The sequence below is a fragment of the Paenibacillus sp. RRE4 genome (assembly GCF_031844205.1).
Taxonomy (GTDB): domain Bacteria; phylum Bacillota; class Bacilli; order Paenibacillales; family Paenibacillaceae; genus Paenibacillus; species Paenibacillus xylanexedens_B.
Genome location: NZ_JAUZUT010000004.1, coordinates 96,838 through 110,688 on the forward strand (window position 1 = coordinate 96,838; position 13,851 = coordinate 110,688).

Annotated in this window: 12 protein-coding genes; 5 read left to right on the plus strand and 7 right to left on the minus strand. The window is 47.6% G+C overall.

Going from position 1 to position 13,851, the window contains the following annotated elements:
• Positions 1 to 76 precede the first annotated feature (76 nt).
• The 4 genes from Q9R46_RS20480 (at position 77) to Q9R46_RS20495 (ending at position 3,765) form a co-directional block, all read left to right on the plus strand.
• A complete protein-coding gene (locus Q9R46_RS20480) occupies positions 77 to 1,333 on the plus strand; it encodes a DUF445 domain-containing protein (RefSeq protein WP_253498339.1) in 1,257 nt (418 codons plus the stop codon).
• 449 nt (positions 1,334 to 1,782) lie between these two features.
• Positions 1,783 to 2,064: a hypothetical protein gene (locus Q9R46_RS20485; RefSeq protein WP_311281557.1), complete on the plus strand. Its 282-nt coding sequence runs from the start codon at positions 1,783 to 1,785 to the stop codon at positions 2,062 to 2,064.
• 17 nt (positions 2,065 to 2,081) lie between these two features.
• On the plus strand, positions 2,082 to 3,419 hold the full coding sequence (locus Q9R46_RS20490; protein ID WP_311281558.1) for a Tle-like phospholipase domain-containing protein: 1,338 nt from the start codon (positions 2,082 to 2,084) through the stop codon (positions 3,417 to 3,419).
• Positions 3,420 to 3,492: 73 nt separating this feature from the next.
• A complete protein-coding gene (locus tag Q9R46_RS20495) occupies positions 3,493 to 3,765 on the plus strand; it encodes a hypothetical protein (protein ID WP_311281559.1) in 273 nt (90 codons plus the stop codon).
• A 188-nt stretch (positions 3,766 to 3,953) separates the two neighbouring features.
• Here Q9R46_RS20495 and Q9R46_RS20500 read toward each other — a convergent pair whose 3' ends face one another.
• From Q9R46_RS20500 to Q9R46_RS20515, 4 genes are all read right to left on the minus strand, one after another.
• Positions 3,954 to 4,757: a YcnI family copper-binding membrane protein gene (locus Q9R46_RS20500; RefSeq protein WP_311281560.1), complete on the minus strand. Its 804-nt coding sequence runs from the start codon at positions 4,755 to 4,757 to the stop codon at positions 3,954 to 3,956.
• 74 nt (positions 4,758 to 4,831) lie between these two features.
• On the minus strand, positions 4,832 to 6,547 hold the full coding sequence (locus Q9R46_RS20505; RefSeq protein WP_311281561.1) for a copper resistance protein CopC: 1,716 nt from the start codon (positions 6,545 to 6,547) through the stop codon (positions 4,832 to 4,834).
• A 253-nt stretch (positions 6,548 to 6,800) separates the two neighbouring features.
• Positions 6,801 to 7,457: a response regulator gene (locus Q9R46_RS20510; protein WP_311281562.1), complete on the minus strand. Its 657-nt coding sequence runs from the start codon at positions 7,455 to 7,457 to the stop codon at positions 6,801 to 6,803.
• Positions 7,457 to 8,287, minus strand: coding sequence for a sensor histidine kinase (locus Q9R46_RS20515; RefSeq protein WP_311281563.1), 831 nt, complete (start codon positions 8,285 to 8,287; stop codon positions 7,457 to 7,459). The genes Q9R46_RS20510 and Q9R46_RS20515 overlap by 1 nt, the downstream gene beginning before the upstream one ends.
• Before the next feature lie 524 nt (positions 8,288 to 8,811).
• On the opposite strand from Q9R46_RS20515, the gene Q9R46_RS20520 reads away from it, so the two are divergent.
• Positions 8,812 to 9,000 (plus strand): hypothetical protein, encoded by a 189-nt coding sequence (locus Q9R46_RS20520; protein WP_090918827.1) that lies wholly within the window; start codon positions 8,812 to 8,814, stop codon positions 8,998 to 9,000.
• Positions 9,001 to 9,112: 112 nt separating this feature from the next.
• Here the strand turns inward: Q9R46_RS20520 and Q9R46_RS20525 are convergent, their stop codons facing one another.
• From Q9R46_RS20525 to Q9R46_RS20535, 3 genes are all read right to left on the minus strand, one after another.
• Positions 9,113 to 10,945, minus strand: coding sequence for a bifunctional diguanylate cyclase/phosphohydrolase (locus Q9R46_RS20525; protein ID WP_311281564.1), 1,833 nt, complete (start codon positions 10,943 to 10,945; stop codon positions 9,113 to 9,115).
• A gap of 382 nt (positions 10,946 to 11,327) precedes the next feature.
• The gene (locus tag Q9R46_RS20530; protein WP_311281565.1) at positions 11,328 to 11,921 is read right to left on the minus strand and encodes a DUF5317 domain-containing protein; all 594 of its coding nucleotides are present in this window, start codon (positions 11,919 to 11,921) and stop codon (positions 11,328 to 11,330) included.
• Between the two features lie 244 nt (positions 11,922 to 12,165).
• Complete coding sequence (locus Q9R46_RS20535; RefSeq protein ID WP_311281566.1) at positions 12,166 to 13,593, minus strand: hypothetical protein; 1,428 nt, start codon at positions 13,591 to 13,593, stop codon at positions 12,166 to 12,168.
• Positions 13,594 to 13,851 lie beyond the last annotated feature (258 nt).

The following is a 13,851-nucleotide window of genomic DNA, read 5'->3' on the forward strand; positions in this document are numbered from 1 at the left end:
TCAAAATCGATCAAGCGTAGTGATCTCGTATGACAAGTCGAGCCCGCGCGATCAACGATAAAGGAGCAAATTAATCATGGCTAAACCTAAAAAAACCAAAACGGCAGCAGCCTGGTCTCTCGTCATTATGGGAGCGGGTTTCGCAGCATCATTGCCATTTCAGGGGGTGCCGGTAGGTAAACTGCTGGTAGGTTCGTTTGAAGCAGGACTCGTGGGTGGACTTGCGGACTGGTTCGCGGTAACTGCGCTGTTCCGCCATCCGCTAGGTATTCCGATTCCCCATACGGCACTGCTGCCGAAGAACCGGGATAAGATGACGGAAGGTCTGGTCTCCGCTGTGGAGAATAATCTGCTGAACAAGGACAGCATTACGGAGAAAATTGCTGGCTTCAAAGCAGCTGAGATTGTGCTGGATACATTGGGGCGGGAGCTGCATAGTGACGGCATCAAAACCATGATTGATACGCTGTGCAAACGTATTTTGGCCGGGCTTCCGCTGGAGCAGATCGCTCCGATTGTTGCCAAAGAGATCAAGTCACAGGCCGGAGCGTTTGACTTGGGGCCGATTCTTGAGCGGGCCGCTGTACAGGTAACGGAACGAGGGTATGATGCCCAGGCCTTGGATTATGCGTTGAAGCAGGCGGAAGAGTGGCTGGTCAAACCGGAAACGATTCTGTTCCTGGGTGAAAGTGGCATGAAGGCGATTAGTGGTATCCAGATGAATGGACTTATGCAGTTTGCGATGAATGCATTCATGGGTTATTTGAATGAAGACCGTCTGGGTGGCATTATTCAAGGATATCTTTTTGACCGGGTAGAGGATATGAAGCGGGAAGGCAGTGCGCTGCGTTACAAAGTGCTGGATATGCTTCGTACACAGGCCATGCGTCTTGCGGTGAGTGAGGCTGTGCAGGATGGCCTTAACGGGTGGAAGAATAATCTGCTGGATGGCTGGAATGCGGAGGAAACCGTGCTGAACAAGCTCACCGAGATGCGGGATAAAGCACTGGTGGCGATGGAGGATGGACGTTATGTGGACACCTATGCGCTGCCTGCGATAGAGAAGGTGTTGGCTGATCTGCGTGCAGATGATGCGTTAATGACAAGCATGAATGGCAAGATTGTAGAAGGTGTCACCACACTGCTGGAGAAAAATCACTCTAAAATCGGGAATCTCGTGCGCGAAAATGTAGATAAAATGGATAACGCTTCACTCATCTCGCTGATTGAAGATAAAGTAGGTCAGGATCTGCAATGGATTCGGATCAACGGTGCGGTGACCGGATTTATTATCGGGGTCTTACTGACCGCCCTACGGATGGTACTTGAATAAAAGGGAAGGCCGGGCCGATCCGGCTAGCCAGCAAGAAGAGCCGCTCGTGTGCAGAGCAGGCTCTTTTTTAGAAAAATTCGAGCTTTAGGGAAATATCGTAAACAAAGCAGGCTTTCTTTTTGACACCAGCCGGTGTTCGGAAGAAAGTTTTTTGTTTTTCATATGGAAAAAGTTAGGTTCTAATTGGTACAACAGTCTTAGAAGCGGGTAATATACACCCAAATATAGGTATGAATCAACTAGGAGAAAAGTTTCAGGAAAACGCTCCTGTGAGCCGATGTGTCTTATGTTGATTTTGTACTATGATGCATGTAACAGGTGAAGGGGGCGCTCTTTACTTACACAGGTTTGAGCCAAAAGGGGGAATTGCTATTCCGCGCACGAAATGGATGAGAAGTTTATTCGCACTGATGATGGTGTTCACTATATTGCTGGGAGGGTGTCAGAAGATGACAGAAAGTGAGAAACAGGCGTTGTACCAGGAGGCTGAGAAGGTTGTGGTGCAGCACTTCAACGAAAAGTTTGAACTGGATGTGGTCGTTACAAGCAAGGAACTGCTGCCAGAGATGGCGATGTCGCAGATCGGACTGAAAGGGCATGTGAAGGATCATGAGGATCAGAGTTTTGGCATATCGTACGACTACAAGAAAAAAATCACCAAAAATCTCGTGATTAGTCCCGAGCTCGAGGAAGTCATTAAAGCTAAAGGACATGATCCATACGCCAAATAAAAAGGGAGGTGCAGTGATTGAGTAACGGCAGGAACATCGATGATGAAACGTACAAAACCTTATCGGAGTTAGCCTATCAGGATCAAAAGGCAGGTGACCGTCTAACGGAGCTTCCTGGCTGGGAAGTGCTGGAGGGTACAGAGAGCAATAAATTTTCCGGTTTTGACGCCGTGACGTTCTATAATCCGGAGACCAAGGAGGCGGTCATTGCCTATCGGGGAACCGAGGGAAGTGCGTCTTTGGACCGTTCGGTGCCTGACTTGGTGATGGATGGACGCATCGGGGGTGGAGAATTGATCCGCAAAGGGCAACAGAACGCGGCACAATTTGTAGACAACCTGACACCCGATTGGCTCGATAGAGGCGTTCAGAATATCAAAGATTCCACAGGTATCTCCAAAGTGGAAAACTGGGCTGGCGACCGGGTAAGAGATGTAGAAAACTGGACGGGCGATCGCGTAAAGGATATTGAAAAGACCTATTCGCCCACCGGCTGGGCGAACCAGATGTATCAGTCCGAAGATTACGCGAACCGTATGAAAGAAAAGTACGGCGATCTGAATTTCTCTCTGACAGGACACTCTCTTGGCGGTGGGGATGCACAGTATGCTTCCGCTTATACCGGTCTTCCCGCGGTTACATTCAGTGCACCTTCAGTGATGGGCAACTTGACTCCTGAAATGCGTCGACGGGTTGAGGCGGGTGAGTTGGATGGCCAAGTCACGAACTATGCGAGTCCGGGCGATCTGGTCGCGAGCGGAACGTTAGGCGGATATGATCGTCATGTAGGTTCTACGTATTATATTGATTCGAATTACGCAGATGCCAATAACGGTGTAAGTCTGATTGATAAAATCAAGAATACATTTGGCGGAGAAAACTACCACAGCCTGGATCAGTATGACTTCAAGAACGGTTATATTTCCAACGATTTGTATGATCCGATCACGGGTGAGCGGGTTCGTTATTCGCCAAGACTCATGGAGAATCTGGGACCACTAAGCAAAGCGGTAGGTCCAATGGGGCTGAGAGGCGGTGCAGGCAGAGGTGCGGCCGCCGCACTGGGATCAGGTCTAATCCAGGTTACCCCGGAAGAACTGAAAAGTGTAGCTTCGCGCTGGAAACAGAATGCCCAGCAGTGCAATGCCGAGCTGAATCAGGTGCGGACACGTATGGCTCAGTATTTGCATACAAGCCGTAGCCGCAGACTGGAGCCTATTGTGACCCACTTGGATGCATCCATCCAGGAGCTGAGCACGTGGCATATGAAGCATACGAGTCAGTTCCTGAACTTTATTGAGGAAAAGGCGGAGGCTTTCCGGCAGGCGGATGAGAGTCCGGTGCATTTTAACTAACGTGAAATGGCAGGCTGGAGAGTTTGAGTTGAGTTCAAGGTGAGAACGTGCACTGAGGGGGAGGGATACACCAATGAGCGGACAATTGCTGGTGGAACTGAACGACCTGCGAATTGCGGAGAAGGAGCTGTCACAGCTACTGGTTCGCATGCAAGCAGATGAGCAGGAGGCTAGAGTGCTGTACAGCCGTCTGAACGACTGGAAAGGACAATCTGCGGATCATACGAGGCAACAGATTGAAGAGTTTTTCGCAGGCCTTGCGAAGCGTATCCAATCCATCGAGATGCAGAAAAAAAGTCTAATCCAGTACATTGAATTTATGATTCAAACGGATCAGCAACGTTAATATGCAACGGTGTGCCATATTGCGGATGGCACATGTAGTGTACACGGCAAGTCATCTGGATTCTAGATATGAGTTGATCAAAAAAAGGAGTTTGTAGCATGAACGGGGGTATCCCGTTTGCTGCAAACTCCTTTTTGTATCTTATTACGATTTTACCTTCGATTACCTCGGAGAAAGAGAACCGCAGATTAACGTTTTTTGCGGCGAGTGGCCAGTGCAATGCCCAGGAAGGACATGATCAGAGCCAGGATCGATACGATTAACGTTGCTTGTTGTAGCTTCAACGTACCTGCATCGGAATCCGTGTTATTCGGTTGACCTGTTACCGTATCGGAGAGAGCATCGCCGAGAGTGGTGTCATCATTTCCTTTTTTGCCATCAGTCGCAGTGTCAGACGCTTTGTCACCTGTCGCGGTGCCAGCAGTACCTGCACTGTCATGCCCATTACTTGCTCCACCTGCACTATGGTGGTCACCGCCTGTTGCGGCATTACCGGCAGCCGCCGGATCTTCGCTGATGGTTGTGATGCTGTGAGGAGAGTTTGCCCCCGGCTGGCCTGTCCACTCTACAATGCTGCCATCACTGTAATATTGGAAGGCATCCCATGCGACTTCTGTTTCTGTCTTTGGGTTCTGTGCAACAAAGTTAAACTGTTGGAACTGTCCAGCCAGAATCCCTTGGTTATCTCCATCAATCTCCCAAGTGATTGAGGTTACTTCGTTAGAATCGTTTTTCTCGGTTGTGATCTTCCATCCAGCCAGCGGCTGATACTGCTTAAATGCAACACCCTCTGGAATTTTGAGTGTAATTTTAGTTGTTGGCAGCTCTTTCTCGGACGGTATTTTAATCGTATACGTCTGCCATGCACTCGTTTGTGCGACGGACGGATTTACCGTGACGTGAGCGCTGGCTAATCCAGAGAACAGCAGGAATGCTGCTGCACCTGTTGCCATAGCAGATGTTAATTTGGATACCCATGATGTCTTTTTCAAAATCAGAACCCCTCTCATTCTTATGCAAATGTTTTAGATATACTTCACTCTTTTAAAAATGGTTTCGTTGTTTACTAAGGCTTTGCTGCCTCAATCTTGAACTCGGCATCGAGGGCATCAAGTGACCGAGTTAACGCGTGGACTTGGATACTCCACTTGCCCGGCATAGAGATGTAGTCCCCTGCCTTGTATACGCCTGTATCGTTCTTCGGAATGGTGATCTCATAGATGCCCATATCCATATCCAGATGGATCAGAGACAACGTCACCTGTTCGAGATCTTTGACGGTACTGCCATCCGCTCGCTTAATGCTAACCTCGAACTGATTTTCTCCCACTACGCTTGGACTTACCTGAAGTGTTATCACGGAGCCATCATCTGTCGTCTGTGTGCCCTTATAAGGACCAGCGGGTGCTGGCTGACCCGGAGACAGATGTGTCAGTACAGCCGCGAGCGCAAGAATGATGGCACCTGTAGCCAGTTCAGCCTTTAAACTGCCAGACAACTGCTTACCTGTAGCAGCTCTTGCTCGTTTGGCATGAATCAGCGCGAAACCGATCATTACAATAAGCAACAGGATTTTACCGATCAGAACCAGGCCATATGCTGTTGTGAATAAGGAGTTCAGTAGCGGTGCAGGCAGGATGACCAGACTGCCATAGATACCCGTAGCGACCAGAACGGCTACAGCACCGATACCCCAAACGGTAAATCTCCTTATCGCTGCCCAGTAGACTTCGCCTCGCAGTTTTGCAGGCAATCGATTGGTGAGTGGTGGCAGACACACCGCCATAGCGGTGAGAGCCCCGATCCAGAATGCAGCAGCGGCAAGATGTACAAAGTCCATGGCTACAGCAAGCACACGTTGCTCTGCGGCAGCAGGATGCCCCGTCATAGCATGGGTAAGCAACCAGCCTAGAACTAGCACCAATGATCCGTATGAGGACCAGATGCGCACGCGCAGGGATCGATCCAGATCATAACCGGACAGTAGTGTGACTGCAAGCAACATGGCAATCAGCATCTGTAACATCCAGATCTGACCGAAGGAGGTCAGTTTGAGCGCACTGCCTAATAAGGCCCAACTGAATTCGCCGAGAGTGACACCTGACTCATAGAGGGTGTTCAGCGGAAGGCTTATTAGTGCGGCAAAGGAAGCAGCCGCATAGCTGATCCATAACAATTTGTAGCTACCCGGTGCCTCCATCGGTTCCCGTAGAAGGGAAGCTGGGGCAATTCGCAGTAGCAGGAAGGCGAGCGTACCGAGTATGACGGACAGACCGAGATATTGAATCCAGTCCGTGAATGACACGATCCATTTCAACGGGCCACCGGTGGCACCCGAACCGGATGCCAGATCCTTCAATCCGGCAGGTGCTCCGGTAGGCTCGCCGATATGGAACACATACGCTCCGGAGATTGGATGTCCATCGGCAGATACAGCCTTCCAGTTGACGAGATATGTCCCGTCAGCAAGGCCAGGCTTCAGACCCGTTTCCAGAATGTGCGGGCGTTCCGAGTCAATCTGTACGTTACCATCGTCCGCTTGATTTCCGTCAGGTCCGGTAATTTTAATATCATAAAAGGCCGTCTGCAGTGATTCATTGAACTCCAACGTCAGCCGCTGCGGTGCTGTAACGAGCAGTTCATTCTCTTCAGGAGACGCCTTCACAATATAAGCATGGGCAGATGCCCATTGCGGCATCACAAGGCAGAACACCAGTAGCAGGCTGGTGAGCAGTGCCCAGTGACGTTTGCTCCAACGCAGGGTTAAGCTTCTTACTCTCAAAAAATCATCACCCTTGGGTTATAGATTTACAATTATCCATAATTCATCGTTCACACATAATCTATACCATTATAACTTTGTCCAAAATGAAGGCGTATGACTACATAGGGCTATAAAAAATCATGGATTACTGCATATTTGTGACAAATGCTTGAAATAATTCACGCTGATATGCGGTGCTATTACATTGCGCATATCAGAAGTAGATCGTGTTGTGATAGAATTCCCTATTCTAATGCCTCTGAACCCTATTTTATTTGCGAGGCTTGTGGCCGGCGAGCCCGCTCTCTAATGCATAGCGAGTCAGCTGCACCCTGTTCTCCAGCTGTAGCTTCTGCAGGATGTTCTTCAGATGGTTCTTAACGGTCTGATCTGAGATGCCTAGCTGCTCGGCAATTTCACGGTTGGTATACCCGGCAGATACCCATTGCAGAATCTCCAATTCGCGGGCGGTTAGCGGATTCTCTTGCACATCCTCACTGCGAGGAGCAGGGAACTCCTGCAATATTCGGTACGCTAGCTCCTTGCTCAGCGGTGCATCGTCGCTAACAATGGCGCGAAGGTATTCCAGCCAAGTGGAAGGAGATAAATTTTTGCGCAGAAAGCCTTGAGCCCCTTGTTTCAACGCTTCAAAGAGGTAAGTGACATCATCCGATACGGTGACCATTACGATCATGACGTATGGGAAACGCAGTTTAATCTGCCTTGTTGCTTCGAGTCCATCCATATCGGGCATCTGCACATCCATCAGAATCAGGTCAGGCATCCAGTGCTCGGTTAACTCAATCGCTTCCTGCCCATTTTTGGCTGTACCAATGACTTCAAACAGGCTATCTTCGGATAAAATGGTGCATATCGCCTCACGCGCATGTGCGTGATCGTCCACGACAAGTACACGTACCAGTTCCATTAATTCTGCCCCTTTCCAATGATTATTTGTGTATTACCTGATACCGAATCAAGCTGGAATGTCCATCCCATCTGCTCAGCCCGTTCCTTGGTGATTCGTAAACCGTACCGATCTTTGAGTAGCATAGGGTCTTCGTGAATTCCAATACCATTGTCACGGATATGAACAGACCAATTAGAGGCATTGCCTTTCGTGAAAACTTCCACTTGGGTAGCATGGGCATGTTTGCGCACGTTAAGCAGTGCTTCCCGAATGCAAGCAAGCAGTTCTACCTGCTCTTTGGCTGAGAAGGAAACTTCGGTCAGATTCCATTCTACATCTGCCTCCGGAACGGTATCACTCACGATGGATTCGACCTGAGCCTGCAAAGCAACGGCTTCGGGATCAGCAACAGGTGAAGGTACATAACGCAACTGGGCAATGGCTTGCCTCACATATGTATTGACTTCGTGCACGGTCTTTTGAATCTCGCGCAGATCCTGCTCATGGCTGGTGCCTGCAAGACTGCGTCCTGCTTTGTCAGTCTTTACCGAGAGCAGGAATAGCGATTGTGAAATGCCGTCATGCAGTTCCCGGGCAAGCTGGTCACGCGCTTCAAGCGCCGTTTTGGATGCTCGCTCTTGTTCGAGGGCAGCTCGGGCCCCTTCTAACATCAGGAACAAACGGCTTAGCAGTGTCACGCTGACAAGATAAACAATTACAGGTGTCAACCAGTTTCCGGCATCCATCGATAGATATGGCATCAGAAACTGATGGCGAATATATTCCCACAGTCCCACGGTGATGGTGGGAATCAGCAGGATCATCCATTTGATCTGTTTATAGGACATATATACATAACTCCTTTTAAGTAAAAATGGTCTTAATAAGTTAATCCATTTATTTACAGTTTAACGGAGAGGACAGAAAAAACCTGAAAAAACGAAGTGCTCGCCTGAAAGCTTTCTTACAGAAAGCTGCATCGGAAGCATATACTTATCACCGGATTTTCCCCTTTTAGAAAAGGGAATCAACAAAATCCGGGGATAACAGCGATTGGAAGGTTCTTCTGTCATCGAAGTGTGTCGTGTAAAATCCTTCCTTAAAATTATTAATGGAATGAGGGTAATGGGATCATTATAACGCAACCTTGTCCAAGACCCTAGTCCGGGCTGTTCACAGGAAATCGGGGAGCATCATGGAGTATTTAGAAGGATATCTAAGAACACGGAGGGCTGAAATGCTGTCATCCTAGGTGAGGGTTGATGTGCTCTGCTCAGGAGGGCTCTGCCCGTTTTCGCTATGAGGGAAGGTCCTCTATACTTATATAGAACGCAAAATCATTACAAAACATGTTAAGGAGTGACGCAGCAACATGAGTCAAGAAGTATTGGAACGTCGCAGTGAATTGCTCAAGAAGAACATTCACCAGATGCTTGTTCAAGACAATCAGCACGGGATCAGTCGCCAAGACAACATGTTTTTGCAACAGATGATCAAAGAGTTACATCAGACCTCGCATGAACTGAATACGATGAGTAACGAAGAGTCTTCACAAGACTGAACAGGCCCTGATGCATCCGATGGATCAAATCACACTTTACATCACGATGAAAAATGAAAATGGCGCTATCCCTCCCGGGGATAGCGCTTTGGCTTTTATTCACCATTTCAGACTACTGCAATAGTTGATGAGCCGCTCTTTTTTCGATATACCGAATGAACAACTCCGCCAGTTCCGGATCAAATTGCGTACCCGAACATGCCCGCAACTCCTCTATGGCCTCATCCACGTTTTTGGTTTTCTGATAGGGTCGCTCGGTGGTCATGGCATCAAAGGAATCGATCACGGTCAGCATCCGGCACAGCTTCGGAATTTCATGACCCTTCAGCCCGTAGGGATAGCCATTCCCGTCATAGCGCTCATGATGCAATTCAATATACGGAATCAGATCGGCGAAGCGATCGTTCGTCATCACCATTTTTTTGCCCCAAGTCACATGACCTTTGATGGTATCCCATTCCTCGCATGTCAGTTTTTCTCTTTTGTTCAATATAGACCAGGGGATCTCCAGCTTGCCAATATCGTGAATCAGCGCCCCAAGCACGAAACGCCGCTTTTCTACATTGTCCAGTTTGAGCACTTCGCTAATATCGAGCGCGTATTTATAGACCCGTTTGGAATGTTTGAACGTATCCATATCCTTGTATTGAAACAGATTCAGCTGCTGCTCAATGTCGCGGACGTCTTGAACCAGATCAATCTCGTGCTCCATACCGTCATTGCTACCATAGCGATGTACGTTGTTTTTGCCTTGCTTTTTGGCATAGTACAGCGCCTTGTCCGCCTGATCCACCAGTTGAGACTTGTTATACATATCCACTTGGTATGCAGCAATTCCGGCAGAGAATGAGAGACAGCCATGGGGTAATACCTCTACGCCTTCAAAAGGGGTATCATTCAGCTGTTTGCGTAACTTATTCATAAATCTGTAAGACTCATCGAGTTCCATGCCTGGCATGAGCAACGTGAATTCTTCTCCACCATATCGAAAAGCGGTAACGGATGTGCCTTCGGTCTTGCGAATGAGAAAATCCCCAAGCAACGCCAGCAGGCTATCGCCTTGAAGGTGACCAAACTGATCATTATATTTTTTGAAATCATCAATATCAAGCAACCCCAGACAGAGGGGCGTTCCTTGCGTACGAGCTTTATTAAGCTCCGTTTCCAGCATGTTCTCGAAATAGCTGTGGTTGAACAAGCCTGTACGCTGATCCGAGTTTGCCTTTTCTTCAATGGACTGGTACATAATGAACAGTTGCTTGAACGCATGAGATAACAAGATACTGAGACTGAGATATAAAAATAGACCAAGCACACCGTTATGTACAACCAGAATGGTGAGCACAAGCGCCAAAATAAGCGTGCAGAGGTAGACCAGGAGGGATTCGGTTACGAATGCCCGTTTCATCTGCTGTAATGCATCTTTGGTTGAGAAATGAAAGAACAATCCTAGCGTAATGGTATTAATAATAAAATAGGCAGCCAGAGCAGCAACATATGGAATCAGGTTGTAACTATCAATGGCTCCGACCTGACCACCTGTCCATTCGAATACAGTGGCGGCTCCGGTGATCATGAGACTATAAATACTGAAATTGACAACATGTTTCCACCAGGCAAGCTTGCGGTCTTTAATTAATAAAATGATAGAAATCGGCAATAACACCGAGAGGCTGAATGCCCCGCCAAACATAAATATGCATGCCAGATACACAGAGGAATCCATCGATTGCTGGTTACCCTTCGGGGGAATCTGGAATGTAAAATAGTCGAGGATGAGCGCGGCTCCCAGCATGGTATAAACCATGACCCAGTCGGTTGTCGTCAGATGTACATAAGACCACTGGTTCATATAGATAAAAACGCCAACCCCGGTGCAGCTAAGCAATAAAACATACATCATGCTTCGATCTGCTTTGCGGATAAGGTTACGAATAAAGTTCATAGAAAATCTCCTGCTTGGATTTAGTCAACTCGTGATGTTAGGTATAAACGAACGATGCAGTATCACGACCTTTTTTGGAGATAACAGGCTCCTGCTCGATGCATTTATATTGGTTATTCTTGTATAGGTATATACTATATATTTTTTTAACATAACAAGATCGCTTCCAAAAATCCAGCAAGAAAAAAACAGGCCGCTCGCAGCCTGTTTGTCTGGTGTGGCAGCAGAACCTAACCGCCAAGCTTGTATCCCGAAGTAAGTGCTACAACGACAGACGCTACGATGATGGCGTTGATGACAATGCGGGAATATTTGATACCTTCGAATTTCTTCATGGAAAAGACCTCCCTTCCTTGGAGTCTGGTCCGATGCTCACCAATTCTCATTGAGTCTGGTATGTTTCTGCGGACGATACGTCTTCTTTGCCCCGATTCACCATCATGTACTGGATAAACAGGAATATGCCAACATTCATCACGACATCACCAATGCTGATGACCTGTGTTCGCGGATAAGGACTCGATAGCGGGATGATGTCACCAAGAAAGGCAAGATGGGTTGATGCATCCATCATATAATGCTTGGATACGGTGCTACCTTCCCTTAGCAGATCGACATAATAAGGACCGAGCACAGCAGAAGCTTCCACGGAAACGGGCATGCGGCCACCGTTAAGAGCCATCACGATGAAGTTGAGAAACACCCCGATCCAGATCAGCGTGAACCCCCGATGATGTCTGTTGAGCCATAAGAAGATAAGGCCTGTGATATAGACAGCGGCAAACAGATAACCATTAATGGATGCTACCCAGCTCAACCGCTCCTGCATATAGAAAATGCCAAACTGGAAGATTAACAGTAGCGGAAAGATCCATCCGCCGCGTAGCTGGAGTCTTGCAAACTGATTGAGTCCATAGCGGACTCCACCCCTGAACAGACCAACAATCAAGCCGATCAGAATACCGTCGTATACCATGATTAACCCCTGTTCTTGCGAATATGCGAAACAATAATTGCGTGTTTGTGTACATAAGAAATTCGACCTGATATTGGCAATTCCTGCATGGTCAAAATGATTTTTAAGAAGAATTTTGTAAATGCATATAGAAAAGCCGTCTTCCCGAAAAATAGAGGTCGAAACCTGAATCCGAATCGGTGAAGACGGCTTTATATTTTGCTAAAAAATGATCATTTCAGTCAAGTGGTTATCTATACGATATTTACTCGGAACCGCCATTCAAGTAATTAAAGAAAGGTTGATCCACCCAGAAGTTGTATGAGGTGATATTTGCTTCAGGAGCCAGCTTGCGGAATCCTTCCTGAATCGCTTTGGCATTTTCTTTCAGTGAGAAAGATTGGGCATAATAATGACCAAGCGTAATTTTATTGTTCGTAATCACTGGGAAGTTAGCCAGTGCGGTTGGTGAATAATACAGCGGCTGCCACCAGGAGTTGATAATCAGTGGAGATTGGCTGGTGCTGTTCTTTTTGGCGAATTTCAGAACGATATCGTTGAAACGGGCTTTGTCCGCTGTGTTGTTAAATTCAAACTGAATGTCATATTCCTTCGCATAAGCGATATAATTGCCATTTTCAATTTGTGTAACTTTGTAGTCTGGTGTTTCCTTCGGCTCGCCCCACTCTTTCAAATAGATAAAAGCAGATGTCTTCGGCTGGAATTGTACATCGGCATCAATGCCTTCGCTGCGAAGCAGGCCAATCAGCTGTACTGCATGATTAATGCTGTCATGACCATAAGTTAACGTCAGTTCATCGATAAAATTGGAATCAAAACGGCTGTCTTTCAGGTTGTAACCTGTAACGAGATCTTCCCGCAATGCCTGATCTACAATCTTTCTCAGCTCAGGAGCTTCAATCAAGTCGGCTGTGCGGTATGCAGCATAAAGCTTGGAGTAGATATCTGCATCATTGGAACGTCCAATTTCATTTTTATATTTACCTTGGCTAATCAGCACACGTCCGAGCAGAATGTTCGCTGCATCCTTGCTCGCTACGCCGCCCTTAACAAGAGCAGGGTAGAGGCTCTCGGGAACCAGTCCTGTATCAATGGCCGCAGCCAGTTCTTGCCCTGCTTGTCCTTGCAAACGATCAGACTTGATGCCTGCTTTGGCAAGTGCTTTAGCTGTTTTGTCGGCAGGATAGGTGTAAGCGAGTTCTTTGAATCCAGCTGCCTTGACGGCGAGGAATACCGCTGTGTAAATGCTCAGTTGATCTTTCGCACGTACCTCCGTTGCTGTTAACACACCGTTGTTGAACAGCGCAACAGCTGCCTCGTAGGCGTCGTCACCCGATTTCAGATCGCTGAAGGCAGGTGCCTTTGTGGCATCCGTACTTGTAGTGGAGGCGGAACTTGCTTCCGTAATGGCTGCTATGGCTTTGATAAAATCACCCTTGGACGCTTGCTGCGGCAATTGGATACCGTACTTGGCTTGCAGGAATTGAGCGAAATCTGCTGCACTTTCTGTGTAGACAGCGGGTGCTTTTACTGCAGGGGTGTTCACATGTAGCGTTTTAGGTGCAACTGGCGTTGCGGATGCCGCAGAAGCAGAAGTGGGCAGACTGAGAGTGCCGAGGGTTACCGGAGCGGCGAGCAGGGCTGCCAGCGTAATCTGGGTGATCTTTTTCAAATGAAAAGCCTCCTTAAAATAGGTTGAAAATGATAGGTGAATGCAATATAATCCTGACAAATCCTATCAGAATAGAATAATTGGATTGACTTTAGCACGGAGTCGCGCCAAATGTCAACGAAAAAAAGTCAGTCATAATGGGGCTTCCAGAGTCTGGAAGCTACTGTTTTTGCGATGATCTTCCATATGAGTGTATACGCTGAAAGTTTTATTGACAAGGATCGACATTATCCGATAGGATAATAAAAAAGATTATTG